Source organism: Rhodanobacter sp. G1, from assembly GCF_055397855.1.
In genome coordinates this window covers 1,179,592-1,196,612 of sequence record NZ_AP039674.1, presented here as the reverse complement: position 1 = coordinate 1,196,612, position 17,021 = coordinate 1,179,592, and the positions used below count along the sequence as shown (strand labels likewise).

The following is a 17,021-nucleotide window of genomic DNA, read 5'->3' as shown; positions in this document are numbered from 1 at the left end:
GACCAAAATGGTACTGATTAAGCCGCGCGCGGTCAAACCCGGCATGCCCGGCCGCCGCGGCCCCCGTCGAAACCGTCCTACGGACGGGCCTCGGGCAGTTCCATCACGATGGCGTCCTCGCGTCCGTCCTTGGCGGGGTAATAGCGCGGGCGCCGGCCGATCTCGCGGAAACCTACCGACTCGTACAAGGCCTTGGCCAGCGGGTTCGAGGGCCGCACCTCGAGGAATACGCGCTGCGCGCCGCTCCAGCGCGCCACGTCCAGCAGGCGGCCCAGCAGGTGCCGCCCCAGACCGAGACCGCGATGCGCCGGGGCGATGCAAATGTTGAGCACGTGCGCCTCGCCCGCGCCCACCGAGAGGATGCCGTAGCCGGCCACCTCGTCGTCGACGCACAGCACCCAGCACGGATGGCCCGCCTTGAGGCAGTCGGCGAAGATGCCGCGCGTCCACGGGAAGTCGTAGGAAGCCTGCTCCACCGCCGCGACCTCGTCGAGGTCGTCCACGCGCATCAGGCGCATGTGGCTGGCCGGTCTGGCCACCGCGACCATCGCGCCTACCGCCCCGCCGCGAGGCTACGCCGCAGGGTGCGCAGCGCGATCCACAGCCGCCGCTTGGCGGCGGCGTCGCCCAGCAGGCGCGCCGGCTCGTCCACCAGCACGATCTGCGCCTGGGCGGTCACCTGCATCGGCAGGCTGCGCCCCAATGCGTGCGCCTGCGCTTCGCCACAGGCCAGGTAGGCGCGCGCCTGCGGCACCGCGATTTCCGACTCGCCGGGCTGCACCCGCACGCGTGCGGCGCGCGCCAACGTCGCACCGCCGCTGGTGAGCGCACGCCCCAGCAGGTCGAGTTCGCGCGCACCGCAGGCGCCGGGCAACAGCACCACGCAATCGGCCTCGGCTGCGCTCGTCGGGGGCGCTTCCTCCGTCGCCGGCGGCTGCGCAGCAGGTGCCTGCCGGCGTTGCCACAAGGTCAACCCCAGGGCATGAAGCACGCGTTCGCGGTGCGCGGCGGCCGGTGTCACGCCCCGTTCCCGCGCCGTGCGCGCCGGCGATGCATGGCCAGGCCCCACAAGGTCATCGCCGGACCGGACAACAGATAGATGCCGAAGCCCACGAACAGCACGCGCGGCGGGTCGAGGTACAGCAGCACAAGAATCAGCAGCGCCGCCACGATCCAGCCGAACGGCACGTGCTGGCGGTCGCCCAGCGGCAGCGATTTGAAACTGAAATAGCGGATGCGGCTGACCATCAGCAGGCCGGTGATCGCGGCGATCCACGGCGTGACAAAGCACAGGCCGGCGCCGGAAACGCCGAACTTCTCCATCGTCCATACGAAGGACATGCACACCGCCGCCGCCGCCGGGCTGGCCAGCCCCTGGAAATAGCGCTTGTCCGCCACGCCCGCCTGAGTGTTGAAGCGCGCCAGCCGCAGCGCGGCGCAGGCGGCATAGATGAAAGCCGTGGCCCAACCCAGCTTGCCCCACAGCGGGCCGAACTCGCGCAACGCGGACAACGACCACGTGTACATCACCAGCGCAGGCGCCAGGCCGAAGCTCACCAGATCCGACAGCGAGTCGTACTGCACGCCGAACTCGCTCTGCGTGCCGGTGAGCCGCGCCACGCGGCCATCCAGGCCGTCCAGCAGCGCGGCGACGAACACCGCCACCGCCGCCTCGGCGAACCGGCCGCCGATGCTGGCGAGGATCGCGTAGAAACCGGCGAACATCGCCCCGGTGGTGAACAGGTTCGGCAACAGGTAGATGCCGCGGTGCCGGGGCTGGCGGGCGGGCAGCGAGTCGCTCATGGAGCTATCCGTGACGGGGTGCCGAAAGTGTAAACCATCCCCCGCTTGAGTCCCGGCCGCGCGGGAGTTCTACTAGTGCCCTGGCCGCGGGGCGGGGAGCCCCGGCCAACCGAGCCCTCTGGAGAAACCCATGTCCCGTTCGCTGATCGTCGTGGCGCTGCTGCTGGTCGCCCCGCTGGCCGCCGCCCAGCAAATCTACAAGTGGACCGACGCCTCGGGCACGGTGCATTACTCGCAGTCGGCCCCGCCGCAGGGCACCAAGTACCAGCAGGTGAAGTTGGCCGGCGGCGTGGAATCCGCCGACCAGCAGGGCGAGCAGCCTGCCGCCGACAGCACGCCCGCGCCAAACGACGATTCCACTTCCGCCCCGCCCCCCGCCGCGCCGGTGGCCGACACGCCCGCCAACCGCGCCAAGATGTGCGCCACGCTGAAATCCAACCTCGCCACCCTGCAGGGCAGCGGCCCGGTGGTGATGCAGCAGGGTGGCAAGCCCACCGTGCTGAGCGATGCCCAGCGCAAGCAGCAGGTCGCCAACGCCAACGCGCAATACCAGCAGTACTGCTCGGGGCAATAGAGGGTGGGAACCGGTTTTCGCCAAAACGACTGCCGACGCCAACCCGATCAGCCAGAGCTTGCGCATACCTGATTTGCGGAACCGTCGAGACGGTTCCGCGCCGCTATAATCCGGCTCTTTCAACGCCGGAAACCGCCGCATGCGCCTCAGCCAATTCCACCTGGCCACCGTCAAGGAAGTGCCCGCCGACGCCGAGATCGCCAGCCACCGGCTGATGCTGCGCGCCGGCATGATCCGCAAGCTCGCCTCCGGCCTGTACACCTGGTCGCCGCTGGGCCTGCGCGTGCTGCGCAAGGTGGAAAACGTGGTGCGCGAGGAAATGAACCGCGCCGGCGCCATCGAAATGCTGATGCCCACGATCCAGCCAAAGGAACTGTGGGAGGAAACCGCCCGCTGGGCGAAATTCGGCCCGCAGCTTCTGAAGATCAAGGATCGCAAGGAGCAGGAATTCTGCTATGCGCCCACCGCCGAAGAGGTAATCACCGATTACGCGCGCAACGAGCTCAACAGCTACAAGCAGCTGCCGGTGAATTTCTACCAGATCCAGACCAAGTTCCGCGACGAGATCCGCCCCCGTTTCGGCGTGATGCGCGCACGCGAATTCCTGATGAAGGACGCCTATTCCTTCCACCTCGGGCAGGCATCGCTGGCTGAAACCTATCAGGCGATGTACGACGCCTATTCGCGCATTTTCACCCGGCTCGGTCTGCAATTCCGCGCGGTGCAGGCCGACACCGGCGCCATCGGCGGCAACGCCAGCCACGAATTCCAGGTGCTGGCCGATTCGGGCGAGGACGCCATCGTGTTTTCCGACGGCTCCGATTACGCGGCGAACGTGGAAAAGGCCGAGGCATTGGCGCCGGCCGCTGCGCGCCCCGCTCCCGCCGCTGAATTGAAGCGCGTCGACACGCCCACCCAGAAAACCATTGCCGAAGTCAGCGCCTTCCTCGGCGTATCGCCCGCGCAATGCGTGAAAACCCTGCTGGTGAAAGGCCACGACGGACTGGTGGCGCTGTGCCTGCGCGGCGACCATGAATTGAACGAAGTGAAGGCCGGCAAGCTGGCCGAATTGCCCGACGAAGTCGAGCTCGCCAGCGAAGCGGAAATCCTAGCCGCCACCGGCACGCGCCCCGGCTTCATCGGCCCCGCCGGACTGCCCGGAACCATCCCGGTGATCGTGGATCGCAGCGCCGCCGTGCTAGCCGATTTCGTCTGCGGCGGCAACGCCGACGGCACCCACCACACCGGCGCCAACTGGGAGCGCGACGCGCACGTCACGCGCGTCGAGGACATCCGCCAGGTGGTCGAGGGCGACCCCTCGCCCGACGGCAAGGGCACGCTGCGCCTCGCGCGCGGCATCGAGGTGGGCCACGTGTTCCAGCTCGGCAGCAAGTACGCCGAGGCGCTGGGCGCCACCGTGCTCGACGACCAGGGCAAGGCCCAGGTGATGCTGATGGGCTGCTACGGCATCGGCATCAGCCGCATCGTGGCGGCCGCCATCGAGCAGCGCCACGACGAGGCCGGCATCGTCTGGCCGGAAGCGATGGCGCCGTGGCGCGTGGCGGTATGCGTGATCAACCCCAAGGGCAACCCGGAAATCGCCGCCGCCGGCGAATCGCTGTACCAGGAGCTCGCCGCACGCGGCATCGAAACGGTGCTGGACGATCGCGGCCTGCGTCCCGGCGCGATGTTCGCCGACATGGAGCTGATCGGCGTTCCACACCGCGTGGTGGTCAGCGAGCGCGGCCTCGCCGCCGGCACGCTGGAATACCGCGCCCGCGTTGATGCGGAAAGCCGTGCCGTGACGCGCGACGAACTGCTTGGAATGCTCGGCTGAAACCGGTTTCAAATGCAACGACAAACGGCCGCCCTGTGCGGCCGTTTGTTTTCATGGCCGCAACCGGAATGGATTACTCCCGGCCTTGCGCAATAACCCAATACGGAATCGCTCGTTTTGCAAAATCCGGTTTATTCAGGTAACAATGGCGCCCGTGCCGGCAATGGACATTCCGGCCTGCCCAAAATCCACCCTGTCACTGGAGTCTCCGATGGCCGCCATCGATATCAAGAACCTCAACCACAACCAGCTCAATGAACTGATCAACAAGGCGCAGTCGCGCCAGCAGGAAATGAAGAAGGAAAAGGTCGCCAAGCTGCGCGAGAAGATCCACGCGCTGATCAAGGCCGAGGGCTACAGCTTCGACGACATTTTCGGCGGTGCCCGCGGCAAGCGCCGCAGCGGCGGCGTGGTGCCCCCGAAGTACCGCAACCCGGCGAATGCCGAGCAGACCTGGTCCGGCCGCGGCAAGCGCCCGCGCTGGTTCAACGACGCGCTGAAGGGCGGCAAGAAGGAAAAGGATCTGCTGGTCTGATCGCCGCGTTTCCCGCATTGCCAAAACGCCGGCCCTCGGGCCGGCGTTTTTCATTGGCGCTGGCAAATGCGCCTTTCGCGGAACGGATTACCGCCGCCCTTCCCCGCACGAGCGCCCCGCTTCACAGCGAGCGGCGCGGCGAAACCAGCAATTCGCCGAACAAGAGTCCCGCCACCAGCGATACCAGCAGGGTCACCAGCAACAGCGCCGTGTCCATGCCCAGCGTCGTGTCGCGTTCGAGCAGGAAGGAGACGCTGCGGAAACCCACGCTGCCCGGCACCAGCAGCAGGATGCCCGGTTCGCGGATCACCGCGCCCGGCCGCTGCCACAGCCGCGCGTAGAGGTTGGCCAGCGCGCTGACCAGCAGGCCGCCGACGAACACGCCGAACGGCGCGCCGGGCAGGCGCCCGGAAAACTCGCCGCCCCAGCGCGTGGCGAGGTAGCCGGCGATCACCGCCACGATCACCGCCGGCCAGTCGCGCCAGGCCGCGCGGAACAGCATCGCGAACGCCGCCGCGGCCGCCAGCAGCGCCGGCCAGTCGGTCCAGCCTGGCAGCGGCGGCAAGGCGAAGTCGCGCGCGTGGATGCCGAACGCGGCGCAGACCTCGGTGGCCGCCACCGTGCCGAACACCAGCTTGAGCAGGGTCGCCGTGGCGCCGCCCATGCGGGCCATGCCGGACACCAGGTGCCCGCTGGACACCTCGCGCACCGCGGTGGTGAGCGACATTCCGGGCACCAGGATGATCAGCGCGGCCAGCACCACCGACTTGATCGCCAGCGGCACCACGAACGCGCTGACCAGGATCGCCACCGCGGTCGCCACGATCGCGCTGATCGCGTCGCTGGCCGCGGCCAGCCGCGGCCGGTTGGCCGCGCCCAGGGTGATGACGCCGATCAGCATGCCGATCACCGCGGCCACCGCGAGGTCGGCCCAGGAACTGTGCAGGAACAGCGCCGCGATGCTGGCCGCGGAGAGGCCGTAACTGGCGATGGTGGTGGCCTTGGCCTTGCGCGATTCCGGCGCGCCCAGCGCGCGCAGCAGACGCCAGCCCTGGCGCAGATCCAGCTCGCCCGCGATCACGCGGTCGGCGATGGCGTCCGCCTCGCACAGCCGCGCCAGGTTCACGTCGCCGGGGGCGAGCCGCATCACCTGCGTGGTCTGCGCCACGCCTTCGCTGCCCTGCGCCAGATCCGCGAAGGAAACGATGATGGCGGTGGGGCTGGACCACACGTCGGCCTGCAGGCCCAGCCGGCGCGCGCAGAGGTCGATGGCCATCTCCAGCCGCGGCGCCGAGGTGCCGTACTGGTGCAGACGCCGCGCCAGCTCCAGCAGGAAGGCGATGCGCGTGTTCGGCGCCGCGGCGACAGGGAGGCGTGCGCTCGCGGTGGGCGCACTCATGCAGCGGCGCGCACCTTGAGCGTGGCGCCGTCCACCGCCACCACTTCCACCGTGCTGCCCAGCGGCAGATCCGGCCCGCTCACCAGCCACTGGCCATCGCCCACGCGCACCTTGCCGCGTCCGTTGACGATGGGTTCGACCAGCTCGTAGCGCTGGCCGATCATTTGCTCGCCACGCCGGTTGAGCCGCTCGCCGCCGGGCGCCTCGCGCTCAATGCGCGGCCGCAGCCAGCGCGCGTAGGCCAGGCACGCGGCCAGCGCCAGCACGGCGAACAGCACCGCCTGCAGCAGCAGGCCCATCCCCGGGAACAGCCACAGCAGCACGCCCATCGCCGCCGCCGCAACGCCGATCCACAGCAGGAAGTAGCCGGGCATCATCACCTCGCCCACGATCAGCAGCAGGGCGAGAATCCACCACAGGTAATGCATTGCGATCTGTCCGAGCATGGGGAACGTCCCGATGGTTTAGCTCCCCTCTACCGCTTGCGGGAGAGGGGCTGGGGGGGAGAGCGCTTCGACGAATTGGCGAATCCGCTCCAGCACGCTCCCGGTCTGATTCATTACATCGTGATTCCAGAAACGCAACACGGTGAAACCCTGCCCTGCCAGCCACGAGTCCCGCTCGCGATCATAGGCGACTTGATCGCCGTGTTGACTACCGTCCAACTCGATCGCGAGATCGCGCTCCATGCAGATGAAGTCGACGATGTAAGGGCCAACAGGCTTCTGGCGTTTGAATTTCAAGCCAAGGAAGCGATGCGCACGAAGGAAATACCACAAGCGTTCCTCGGCAGGAGTCTGCGCGGAACGCATGACTTTGGCGCGATCGAGATTGCTGGTGTGCATCGGCGCAAGCTCCGTTGCCCTCTCCCCCAACCCCTCTCCCGCAAACGGGAGAGGGGAGTCAAATGTCAGCGCGGCGGCGGCACGGCCTTGACGGCCGCCTGCTGCTGCCCCAGCGACTCCTTGGCCAACTCGGCGATGCCGGCCATCGCGCCGATCACGCCGGTGGCTTCGATGGGCAGCAGCAACATCTTCTGGTTGGGCGAGGCGGCCATCGCCTTCAGCGCCTCGACGTAGTTGTTGGCGACGAAGTAGTTGAGCGCGTTGACGTTGCCGCCGGCGATCGCCTCGGACACCATCGTGGTGGCCTTGGCTTCGGCCTCCGCCGTGCGCTCGCGCGCCTCGGCGGCGCGGAAGGCGGCTTCCTTCTCGCCCTCGGCGGCGAGGATCACCGACTGCTTCTCGCCCTCGGCCTTGAGGATGGCCGCCTGGCGGAAGCCCTCGGCGTCGAGGATGTTGGCGCGCTTCTCGCGCTCGGCCTTCATCTGCCGCGCCATCGCGTCCACCAGGTCGCGCGGCGGCGCGATGTCCTTGATCTCGATGCGGTTGACCTTGACGCCCCACGGGTGGGTGGCCTCGTCCACCACCTTGAGCAGGCGCGCGTTGATCTCGTCGCGCTTGCTGAGCGATTCGTCCAGATCCAGCGAGCCGAGCACGGTGCGGATGTTGGTCATCACCAGCGCCAGCGCGGCCTGTTCGAGCTGGGCCACTTCGTACGCCGCCTTGGCCGCGTCCAGCACCTGGTAGAACACCACGCCGTCCACGCGCACTACGGCATTGTCCTTGGTGATGACGTCCTGCGAAGGCACGTCCAGCACCTGCTCCATCAGGTTCATCTTGCGCCCTACCGACTGGTAGACCGGGATCAGCAGGTGCAGCCCCGGCTCGAGCGTGCGCGTGTATTTGCCGAAGGTTTCCACCGTCCACTCGTAGCCCTGCGGCACGATGCGCACCATCTTGAGCAGGGTGACGACGACCAGCACCACGATGACCAACGCAAGAACCGACCCCATGACGCACCCCTCTGTCCAGTGAGGATCGCAGTATAGGCGAGCCTATCGCGCGCCGTGTTGCGGCAGCCGCAGGCTCACGCGCAGGCCGCCGCCCTCGCGGTTGGCGAGCAGTACGCGGCCGCCGTGCGCCTCGGCGATCTCGCGCGCCAGCGCCAGGCCCAGGCCGGTGCCGGAGCGCTTGGTGGAGTAGAACGGCAGCAGCGCCTGCGCCAGCACGGTTTCGCTCATGCCGGGGCCGCGGTCGGCCACCTCGATGCGCAGTTCGCTGCCGACGTCGAGGATGGCGAGGCTGACCTCGTCCTCCGCGCTGCCGGATTCGTGCGCGTTCTTGATCAGGTTGATCAGCACCTGCTCGATCTGCACCGGGTCGAAGCGGCCGGGATGCACGGGGGCCGGCGCGGCAAGCCGGTAATGGCAGTGCAGCGCCAGCGAGGCGAGGAACGGCTCCCACTCCACCACCTGCGGCTGCGGCGCCGGCAGCTTGGCGAAACTGGCGTAGCCGGCGATGAAGCCGTGCAGGTGTTTCGCGCGCTCGCCGATGGTGGCGAACACGCCGGGCAGGCGCTCCAGGTTGCCGCGGCGAGCCAGCTCCGCGCCGGAATGCGCCAGCGAGGAGATCGGCGCCAGCGAGTTGTTCAATTCATGGCTGATCACGCGGATCACCCGCTTCCAGGTCGCCACCTCCTGCCGCGACAGTTCGCGCGTCATGCGCCGGAACAGGTGCAGCCGGTGCGGCCTGCCCTGCAGGCGGAACGCGCGCTGAGAGAGGTGGAAGGTTTCCTCGTTGCCCTCCAGCTCCACGCTGAGCAGCGCGTCCTCGCCGCTTTCCACCGCGCGCGACAGCGCCTCCGGGGCGGCGGTCAGCAGCTCGGCGAAGTTCAGCCCGTTGAGGCTCTTGCCCTCGTTGAACAGGTGGCGCGAGGCGATGTTGGAGTACACCACGCGGCCGTTGACGTCGGCGAGCACCAGCGCCACCGGAGTGTTCTGCACCACCGTTTCCAGCAGCAGCTCGCGCTGCACCAGGTGCTGGCGCTGCTCGCGCAGGGTCTGCCCCAGCGCGTTGTGCATGCGGATCAGCTCGCCCAGCTCATCGCTGCGGCGCGCCGCGATGGAGAAGCTGAAGTCGCCGTCGCGGTAGCTCGCCACCGCGCCTTCCAGCGCGCGCAGCATGCGACTCACCGGCGACATCACCTGATAAGCCAGCCACCACGCCAGCGGCAACAGCACCAGCACGCTGACCGCGAGGCCGCCGTAGATGCCCAACTGCGCCGGAGTGCGGATCGACACCGACAGATCCTTGTGCAGCCAGTCGATCAGTTGCGGCAACGGCCACTGGGTAAGGCCCACGTAGACCAGCGCGCCGGCCACCGCGGCCAACGCGAGCAGCAGGGTCAACCGGAACTGCAGCGAATTCAGGCGACGCCACATGGAAGCCCGCTCAATGGCAGGCGGGATCGTGCGGCGTCTGCGCGCAATCCACCGGCGGCTGGCCGTTCTGCCACGGGCGCCCGGTGCCCATCACCGCGTTCTGGTCGTTGGAACGCGGCGGCGGCGGCTCCTTCTCCCAGGTCTTGCGCGGCTCCTTGAACTTGAACGGCGACGGCTTGGCCTTGTCGGCGTGCACGCTGTAGTCGTGCGGGGCTGCGACGCTGGCGGCAGGCGCCACGCGCGCCCACTGGTCGGGCGCCGTCTGCGCCGCGGCGGCAAACGCCAGCAGGCAGAGCGGCAGTGCAACGAAACTTTGGATGCGCATGGAAATCTCCGGACGAGTAAATGCGGGCGTTGCGGCAGCTTTCCACGCCGCCACAATCGCCGCAAGCGACATCAGTCATGCCGATGCCGTCAGCCCGTAACGCTCCATGCGCCGGTACAGCGCCTGCCGCGACAGGCCCAGCGACTGTGCCGCGCGGCTCACCACGCCGTCGGCCTGGTGCAACGCGCCCTCCACCGCCTCGCGGCTGGGCTCGTCCAGGTTGCGCGCGGCGGCCGACGCCACCTGCGGCAGGTTGAGCAGCTCCGGCGTGATCGGCTTGCCGCCGGCCAGCAGCGCAGCGCGCTCGATCGCGTTCTTCAGCTCGCGCACGTTGCCCGGCCACGGATAGGCCAGCAGCGCCTCGCGCGCGGCGTCGCCCAGCGTGGCGCGGCCGGCGAGAAAGTGCTCGGCCAGCGGCAGCACGTCGTCCACGCGTTCGGACAGCGGCGGCAGGTTCACCTCGATCACGTTGAGGCGGTAATAGAGATCCTCGCGGAAGGTGCCGGCGCGGATCATCGCCTTGAGGTCGGCGTTGGTCGCGGAGAGCACGCGCACCTTCGCCTGCCGCGTCTTGCCGGAACCGAGCCGCTCGAACTGGCCGGTTTCCAGCACGCGCAGCAGCTTCACCTGGCCCGGCAGCGGCAGGTTGCCGATCTCGTCGAGGAACAGCGTGCCGCCGTCGGCCAGCTCGAAGCGCCCCTCGCGCGCCTTGTTCGCGCCGGTGTAGGCGCCGGCCTCGGCGCCGAACAGCTCGGCCTCGATCAGCTCGCCCGGCAGCGCGCCGCAATTCACCGCCACGAACGGGCCCTTCTTCACCAGCGAGTTCGCATGCACGATCGCCGCGATGCGCTCCTTGCCCGCGCCGTTCGGCCCGGTGATCAGGATGGGCACCTCGGCGCGCGCCACTTGGCAGGCCAGATCCAGCGTGCGCGCCATCGCCTCGGAGGCGAACACCACGCCGCCGAGGTCGTAGGTGTTCTGCAGCACCTCGCGGCGGCGGCGGCGCTCGCGCCGCACGCGGCTCGCCTCGCGCGTGGACTCGGACAGCTCCAGCAGGTTCTCCACCGTCGCCAGCAGCTTGTGGTCGTCCCAGGGCTTGGCGAGGTAATCGGCGGCGCCGGCCTTCACCAGCTCCACCGCGGTTTCCAGGTGCGTCCACGCGGTGAGCAGGATCACCGGCAGGTCGGGATACCGTTCGCGGATCGCGCGGAACAGCGCCACGCCCTCCTCGCCCGAGGTGGTGTCGGCGGTGAAGTTCATGTCCTGGATCACCACGTCCACCCGCTCGCGCTCCAGCTGCACCATGCCCTCTTCCGGGTTCAGCGCGATGAGCGGGCGCACGTCGTGCAGCGAGAGCAGAAGCGACAGCGCCTCGCCCACCGCCGGGTTGTCGTCAATGATCAGTACGGTACGCATCTTGTTCCTGCACATGTCTGCATGGATGCAGCTCCGGTGGAAAAGGTTGCCATGACTTTCGGGGGAGGCCCAGCAGTCTTTCTGCGTTCCGTCCCTGCCGGCCGCTGCGGTAAGCTTGCCGCGCCCCCGGAGCCCGCCATGAACGAAATCATCTTCCAAGTCGATGAAGCCGCCGAAGGCGGGTACACGGCCCGCGCACTCGGACATGCCATCTTCACCGAAGCCGAATCGCTGGACGAGCTGCGCACGAACGTGCGCGATGCCGTGCATTGCCATTTCGACGAAGGTACCGGACCGAAGGTGATCCGCCTGCATTTCACGCGCGACGAAGTGCTCGCCGCATGAAGTTGCCGCGCGACCTCGACGCGCGGCAACTGATCCAGGCATTGGGGAAACTCGGCTACCACCCGACCCGGCAGGCCGGCTCCCACATCCGCCTGAGCTGCGACTCGACGCCGCCGCACGCCCTGACCGTGCCGAACCACTCGCCGATCAAGCCGGGCACGCTCAACGCCATCCTCGCCGAAGTTGCTGCGCATCACCGCCTCGAAAAATCGGCACTCATCGACAAGCTGTTCGGCTGATCCGCGCATCACACGCTCCGCGTCGCCACCACCGGCGCCACGCGCGCGGCGCGCAACGCCGGCGACAGCACGGCGAACTGGCCGAGCAGCAGCATCAGCGCCGCGCCGTACGGCAGGAACGGCCACGGCAGGCGCTGCAGTTCGTAGTAGTGCATCAGCCAGGCGTTGCCGAGGTAGGCCATTGCCATGCCCAGCACCACGCCGGCGCCCACGATCAGCGCGTTTTCCGCGAGGAAGTAGCGCAGGATGTCGGCGCGCCGCGCACCCAGCGCGCGACGGATGCCGATCTGCCGCGTGCGCTGCTGCACCCAAAAACCGGTGAGCCCCATGATGCCGATGATGGTGACGATCACCACGGTCAACGCGACGCCGGCGAACAGCCACAGCGAGGCGCGACGATCCTTGAAGGCAGCGCTGCTGAGCGTGCCGTAGAAGCTCGCGCGCGGCTGCGCCTCCATCGGCAGCCGCGCACCGAACTGGCGCCGGATGGCCTTGCGCACGCCGCGTAATGCCGCCTCGCGCATGGCCGGATCGACCCGCACGGCGTACAGCGGCATGGGGGTGTCGCCCACCCGCTGCGGTATCAGCATGGTGTCGTCGGCACGGCCGTCGGTCGCCATGCCGAGCTGGTTGCGCAGCAGGTGGCGCACGATGCCGACGACCCGGTAGCCGGCGCCCGCCGGGTTCTCCGGATCGGCCACCGGCTGCCCCAATGCCTCCGCGTTGCCGAACAGCTTGCGCGCCAGCACCTGGGTGACGATCACCGGCTCCGGCGTCCCCTTGTAGCCGCCTTCCGCCCGGTATTCGTCGGGCAGGAAATCGCGCCCCGCCAGCAGTTGCACGCCAAGCGTGTTCGCCAGCCCTTCGCCGGCATACACGTTGACGCCCACCTTGGCCCTGCTCGGCCCTTGCAGGCCGAAGGCATAGATGGACGCGGCCACCATCGGCAGGCTGTCGGCCGCGCTGGCCGCGCGCACGCCGGGCACCTCGCGCAATGCCTGCGCGCCGGCATGCACCTCGGCGGACGTCCACGGGCGGTCGCCGCCGTCCAGCCGGTCGACGATGACCAGGTTCGCGGCATCCACGCCGCTGGGCGCGAGCATGGGCTGGAGCTGCTGCCAGCAGAGGAACAGCACGTTGCTCAGGATGGCGCAGGCCAGCGCCACCTGCAGCAACACCAGCAGCGGCATCAGGCTGTGCCGGCGCAAGGTGGCGAGAAGAACGCGGATGGACACGGCAAACCTCCTTATTCGCTCTTGACCTGCAGGCCGGGCTCGACCCGCGATATCCGCCACGCCGGCAGCAACCCCACCAGCACGCCCACCGCCAGCGCCAGCGCGAACAAGGCGCCGAACATCGCCGGATCGAGCCGCACCAGCCCCGAGAACTCGCTGCCCTGCTGGCGCAGTATCCACACGCCCAGCCCGGTCAGCGGCAGCGCCAGCACGCCGCCAACCAGGCAGGCGAGGCCGGCTTCCAATACGTGGCGCAGGAAGATCGCGCGCCTTGGCGCGCCCAGCGCGCGGCGGATGCCCACCTCGGCGCTGCGGCGCAGGAAGCGCGCCGACAACAGGCCGACCACGTTGAGCATGCACAGCAGCAGGAACGAGCCGGCCAGCCACACGTTGAGGCGCGCGCTGTCGGGCACCACCCCGTTGCGCTTCAGCCAATCGGCCACGCCGGTGAGACGCGACCGCGCCGGCTTGCGGAATCCGGCCAGCGCCTTCTGCTGCTCCGCGTAGCGCTGCAGGAAACCGCGGTAGTCCGCGACCTGCCGCGGCGTGTCGAGCTGCACCCAGACGCTCAACGAGGCGCAGTGCCGCGGATCGCCCGACATGCCGTGGTTCGCGGCCTGGTAGGACGCATCGCAGGCATCCGCATCGGGCGGCGTGAGGCCCGCATCCAGCGCGGCCGCATACGGCAGGTACAGCCCTTCGCCGCCGTCGCTGCTGTAGGCGCCGAAGTTCAATCCGTAGAAGCGCGGCTGCGGCGCGTAGGGCGCGATCACGCCGACCACGCGGAACACGGTGTCGTTGATGCGCACGCCGCGCCCCACGGCATCGGCGGTGCCGAACAACTTCGTCGCAAGCCCGGTGTCCACCACCGCCACCGGAGCGTGCGCGGCATCCTCGGCCGCCGTCCAGTCGCGCCCGTAGCGCAATGCCACGCCGAACATCGGAATGAAGTCCGCACTGGTCGCCAGGATCAGCTGCTGGTTCTGCACATGCTTGCCGTCCTCCGACGCGAGGTTGGCGGCCATGTCCGCCACCACCGCCTGGCGCACGCCACGGCGCGCCGCCAGCAAGGCCTGCGCATCGGCCAGCTTGATGCGGTCGTAACCCTGGCTGTAGGAGATGCCGTTCAACGCCATGTCCGTCGAACCGCTGCCCTTCGGCTCGGCCAGCACCGTATCCACCCAGGCCAGGTAAAGATGCCGGCTGCGTCCCGGCAACGGGTCGGCGCTCAGCACGTGCAGCAGCGTCAGCGTGGTCATGCACGCGGCCAGCCCCAGCGCCACCGTCAACACCACCAGCACGGTGCTCCTTGGGAAGCGTCGCAGTCCATGCAGGGCCAGTTCGAGGTTGTAGCGGAACATGTCGATCCTTCGGATTTCGAAATTGCGTGGTTCGATAAGGCGGCAACGTGGCGGGTTTCCGGCTCCGTCACACGCTCCGCGTCGCCACCACCGGCGGCACCGCCGCCGCGCGCAGCGCGGGGCCGAGCACGGCGAGCTGGCCCAACAGGCAGAGCAGCACGGCACCCGAGGTCAGCCACGCCAGCGGCATGTGCGCCAGTTCGTAATGCTTCATCAGCCACAGGTTCAGAGCCACCGCGCAGACCGAGCCCAGCACGATACCGGCACCGACGATCAGCAAATTCTCCGCCTGGAAATAGCGCAGGATGTCGCGCCGCGTGGCTCCTATCGCACGACGGATGCCGATCTGCCGCGTGCGTTGCTGCACCCAGAAGCTGGACAGGCCCACCACGCCCAGCGCGGTCAATGCGAGCAGGCAGCCGGTGACCACCGCCAATACCCAGATCATGGCGCGGTCGCCGTGGTAGTAATCCGAGATGGTGTCGGTATAGATCTTGGCATTCACCATGCGTGCGGGGTCGACGCGGGTGAGCACGCCGGGCAGATCGCGTGCGACCGCACCGCGCATGTCCGGCCGCACGCGCAGCACGTACACGCCGCCGACCACCTTGCTCACCGGCAGGATCATGTTGCGATCCGAACCCTGGTATTTGGTGATGCTCGGATTGAGCAGATGATCCGCCTCGCCCACCACTTGCACGGGCTGCTTGCCGTCGCTGTCCAGCCAGAAGATTTTCCCCAGCGGGTTCTCTCCTGGCCACAGCTGTTTGGCCAGCGTGCGCGTGACAATGACGACGGTCGGCGGCGGCGCCTTGCTGTCCGGCCCACCCATGAGCCCGGGGGTGTACGTCACGTATTCCTGCGGCAGGAAATCGCGCCCCGCCGACAGCTTGACACCTAGCGTGCTCAGCAGGCCAGGCGTCCCCACGTACTCGACCACATTGTTGACTTCGTTCTTCTTGTCGCCGGGGCGACGCCATGCCGCCACGCTCATGTAGTTGCGGCTCAACGGCAGCGAGTTGGCCATCGCCACCGATTCGACGCCGGGCATCCCCCGCAGGGCAGCAAGGTCGGCGTTGGTATCGGCGCCCATCCTGGTGTCTTGCCCCAGATCGAGGCCAGTGGTGCGCGCCCACACCAGCTCGTCGTCGGCGACACCCGTGACCGTGTGCATGGCTGCCAGGCGATCGCCGATCAGGAACAGCGCATTGGTGACGATGGCGCAGGTCAGCGCGATTTCCAGCGCCACCAGCACGACGGTGGTCTTGTGGTGCTTCAGTGCGGCAATGATCGGATGCATGGTCATGACCTCACTGCGTCTTGAGCAAACGGGCCGGCACGATGCGGCAGGCGCGCCACGCCGGGAACAAGGCCGCCAGCAAGGTGACGCACACGGCCAACACGAAAGTGGCGGCGAGCATCGTTCCGTCCATGCGCGCAAACGCGGCATATTCCACCGGCTGCTGACGCACAATCCACAGGCCGAAAGCCGCCAGCAGCAATCCGGCCGCACCACCAGCCAGCCCGATCAGCGCCGCCTCCACCAGAAGTTGCCCGAACACCGAGTGTTTCGAGGCGCCCATGGCACGGCGCACGGAGAGTTCGCCACCGCGGCGCAGGAATTTCACCAGCAGCATCGCCACCGTGTTGACGAGGCACACCAGCAGAAAGCCCAATGCCAGCAGGGTCTGCAACTGCACGCTGCCTGGCACCACGTGGTTGTAGTCCAGCCACGCCATCACATCGCGCAATCGCGTGTTCGGCGGCCGCGCAAAACGCCCCAACGATTTCTGCTGTTCCGAATAGTTCACGAGGAAGTCGTGATAGGCCACGACCTGCACCGGCGTATCCAGCTGCACCCAGAACTGCACCCAGGCGCACTGGTCGGCCTTCACCATGTTGCCGTCCGTCGGAAAATCCCCCCAGCAGTTGATGCTGCCCTGGACCCCCTGTTTCAGTTCCATCGCCGTCTCGAACGGCAGGAACACCTTTTCCGGCTCAGCGTAGCTGCCCATCGACAGGTCATAGAAATGTGGCAAGGGGTTCCAGCCGTCGATCACGCCAACCACGCGGAAGTCGTACTTGCCCAGCCGTAAAGTCTGGCCAACCGCATGCGGCGTGCCATAGAGCTTGTCAGCAAGCTCGCGGGCGATCACGGCCACACGCGCGTGCTTGTCGTCATCGCTCGCCGTCCAGCCGCCGCCATCCACGAACGGCACCTCGAACATCGGGAAGAAATCCGCCGTGGCATAGCGGGCATCCGCAATGAAAGCGTGCGTCGCCCCCTGTGGCGGCACCACGGTCACCCGACCGGCCGACATCGCTGCCTGACGTACACCCTTGCGCGCGTGCAGCAGGTTCATCGCATCGAGCCATGTCAGCTCGTCCGGCGGATCACTGTCCTTGCTGTAACCCTCCATGCCCTGCGGATCGACCTGCGGATAGAACAGCTTTCCGCTGCGCCCCGGGATCGGGTCGGCGGTCATCACGTGCAGTACCGTGATCATCGTCATGCTCGCGCCGATGCCCAGCGCGATGGCCAGCACCATCAGCATGGTGAGCGCCTTGTTGCGCTTCAGGCTGCGCAGCGCCAGGTCGAGGTAGTAGGCAAGCATTCCATTCCTCCTTAGCTCAGACTCCCCTCTCCCGCTTGCGGCAGAAGGAAAAAC

Annotated in this window: 19 protein-coding genes; 5 read left to right on the top strand and 14 right to left on the bottom strand. The window is 68.2% G+C overall.

The window, feature by feature from the left end:
• Positions 1–77 precede the first annotated feature (77 nt).
• From rimI to pssA, 3 genes are read right to left on the bottom strand one after another with little or no spacing between them, the layout of a single operon-like run.
• Positions 78–548 carry a ribosomal protein S18-alanine N-acetyltransferase gene (gene rimI, locus ACZ5Z2_RS05330; protein WP_464760917.1) on the bottom strand — a complete coding sequence of 157 codons (471 nt, stop codon included), beginning with the start codon at positions 546–548 and terminating at the stop codon, positions 78–80.
• A 5-nt stretch (positions 549–553) separates the two neighbouring features.
• Positions 554–1,021, bottom strand: coding sequence for a hypothetical protein (locus ACZ5Z2_RS05325; protein ID WP_464760916.1), 468 nt, complete (start codon positions 1,019–1,021; stop codon positions 554–556).
• Positions 1,018–1,803 carry a CDP-diacylglycerol--serine O-phosphatidyltransferase gene (gene pssA, locus ACZ5Z2_RS05320; protein ID WP_464760915.1) on the bottom strand — a complete coding sequence of 262 codons (786 nt, stop codon included), beginning with the start codon at positions 1,801–1,803 and terminating at the stop codon, positions 1,018–1,020. Before pssA ends, ACZ5Z2_RS05325 begins: the two co-directional genes overlap by 4 nt.
• A 130-nt stretch (positions 1,804–1,933) precedes the next feature.
• Here pssA and ACZ5Z2_RS05315 point away from each other — a divergent pair, with 130 nt between their 5' ends.
• From ACZ5Z2_RS05315 to ACZ5Z2_RS05305, 3 genes are all read left to right on the top strand, one after another.
• Positions 1,934–2,377, top strand: a complete 444-nt coding sequence (locus ACZ5Z2_RS05315; protein ID WP_464760914.1) for a DUF4124 domain-containing protein — start codon at positions 1,934–1,936, stop codon at positions 2,375–2,377.
• A 139-nt stretch (positions 2,378–2,516) separates the two neighbouring features.
• Entirely contained in the window at positions 2,517–4,214 is a 1,698-nt protein-coding gene (locus ACZ5Z2_RS05310) for a proline--tRNA ligase (protein WP_464760913.1), read from the top strand.
• Positions 4,215–4,425: 211 nt separating this feature from the next.
• Entirely contained in the window at positions 4,426–4,749 is a 324-nt protein-coding gene (locus ACZ5Z2_RS05305; RefSeq protein ID WP_464760912.1) for an H-NS histone family protein, read from the top strand.
• Positions 4,750–4,870: 121 nt separating this feature from the next.
• Here ACZ5Z2_RS05305 and ACZ5Z2_RS05300 read toward each other — a convergent pair whose 3' ends face one another.
• From ACZ5Z2_RS05300 to ACZ5Z2_RS05270, 7 genes are all read right to left on the bottom strand, one after another.
• Positions 4,871–6,148, bottom strand: coding sequence for a threonine/serine exporter family protein (locus tag ACZ5Z2_RS05300; protein ID WP_464760911.1), 1,278 nt, complete (start codon positions 6,146–6,148; stop codon positions 4,871–4,873).
• Complete coding sequence (locus tag ACZ5Z2_RS05295) at positions 6,145–6,594, bottom strand: NfeD family protein (RefSeq protein WP_464760910.1); 450 nt, start codon at positions 6,592–6,594, stop codon at positions 6,145–6,147. The genes ACZ5Z2_RS05300 and ACZ5Z2_RS05295 overlap by 4 nt, the downstream gene beginning before the upstream one ends.
• An 18-nt stretch (positions 6,595–6,612) precedes the next feature.
• On the bottom strand, positions 6,613–6,993 hold the full coding sequence (locus tag ACZ5Z2_RS05290; protein ID WP_464760909.1) for an endonuclease domain-containing protein: 381 nt from the start codon (positions 6,991–6,993) through the stop codon (positions 6,613–6,615).
• 65 nt (positions 6,994–7,058) lie between these two features.
• Positions 7,059–8,003, bottom strand: a complete 945-nt coding sequence (locus tag ACZ5Z2_RS05285) for an SPFH domain-containing protein (RefSeq protein ID WP_464760908.1) — start codon at positions 8,001–8,003, stop codon at positions 7,059–7,061.
• Positions 8,004–8,045: 42 nt separating this feature from the next.
• Entirely contained in the window at positions 8,046–9,431 is a 1,386-nt protein-coding gene (locus ACZ5Z2_RS05280) for a sensor histidine kinase (RefSeq protein ID WP_464760907.1), read from the bottom strand.
• A gap of 10 nt (positions 9,432–9,441) precedes the next feature.
• On the bottom strand, positions 9,442–9,756 hold the full coding sequence (locus tag ACZ5Z2_RS05275) for a hypothetical protein (protein ID WP_464760906.1): 315 nt from the start codon (positions 9,754–9,756) through the stop codon (positions 9,442–9,444).
• Positions 9,757–9,831: 75 nt separating this feature from the next.
• Complete coding sequence (locus ACZ5Z2_RS05270; RefSeq protein ID WP_464760905.1) at positions 9,832–11,172, bottom strand: sigma-54-dependent transcriptional regulator; 1,341 nt, start codon at positions 11,170–11,172, stop codon at positions 9,832–9,834.
• Between the two features lie 138 nt (positions 11,173–11,310).
• On the opposite strand from ACZ5Z2_RS05270, the gene ACZ5Z2_RS05265 reads away from it, so the two are divergent.
• Entirely contained in the window at positions 11,311–11,517 is a 207-nt protein-coding gene (locus ACZ5Z2_RS05265; protein WP_464760904.1) for a hypothetical protein, read from the top strand.
• The gene (locus ACZ5Z2_RS05260) at positions 11,514–11,756 is read left to right on the top strand and encodes a type II toxin-antitoxin system HicA family toxin (RefSeq protein WP_464760903.1); all 243 of its coding nucleotides are present in this window, start codon (positions 11,514–11,516) and stop codon (positions 11,754–11,756) included. The genes ACZ5Z2_RS05265 and ACZ5Z2_RS05260 overlap by 4 nt, the downstream gene beginning before the upstream one ends.
• A gap of 8 nt (positions 11,757–11,764) precedes the next feature.
• On the opposite strand, the gene ACZ5Z2_RS05255 is transcribed toward ACZ5Z2_RS05260, so the two are convergent.
• The 4 genes from ACZ5Z2_RS05255 to ACZ5Z2_RS05240 form a co-directional block, all read right to left on the bottom strand.
• A complete protein-coding gene (locus tag ACZ5Z2_RS05255; RefSeq protein ID WP_464760902.1) occupies positions 11,765–12,991 on the bottom strand; it encodes an ABC transporter permease in 1,227 nt (408 codons plus the stop codon).
• An 11-nt stretch (positions 12,992–13,002) separates the two neighbouring features.
• On the bottom strand, positions 13,003–14,352 hold the full coding sequence (locus tag ACZ5Z2_RS05250; RefSeq protein ID WP_464760901.1) for an ABC transporter permease: 1,350 nt from the start codon (positions 14,350–14,352) through the stop codon (positions 13,003–13,005).
• Positions 14,353–14,419: 67 nt separating this feature from the next.
• Entirely contained in the window at positions 14,420–15,658 is a 1,239-nt protein-coding gene (locus ACZ5Z2_RS05245; RefSeq protein ID WP_464760900.1) for an ABC transporter permease, read from the bottom strand.
• Positions 15,659–15,662: 4 nt separating this feature from the next.
• Positions 15,663–16,967 (bottom strand): ABC transporter permease, encoded by a 1,305-nt coding sequence (locus ACZ5Z2_RS05240; protein ID WP_464760899.1) that lies wholly within the window; start codon positions 16,965–16,967, stop codon positions 15,663–15,665.
• Positions 16,968–17,021: the final 54 nt, after the last annotated feature.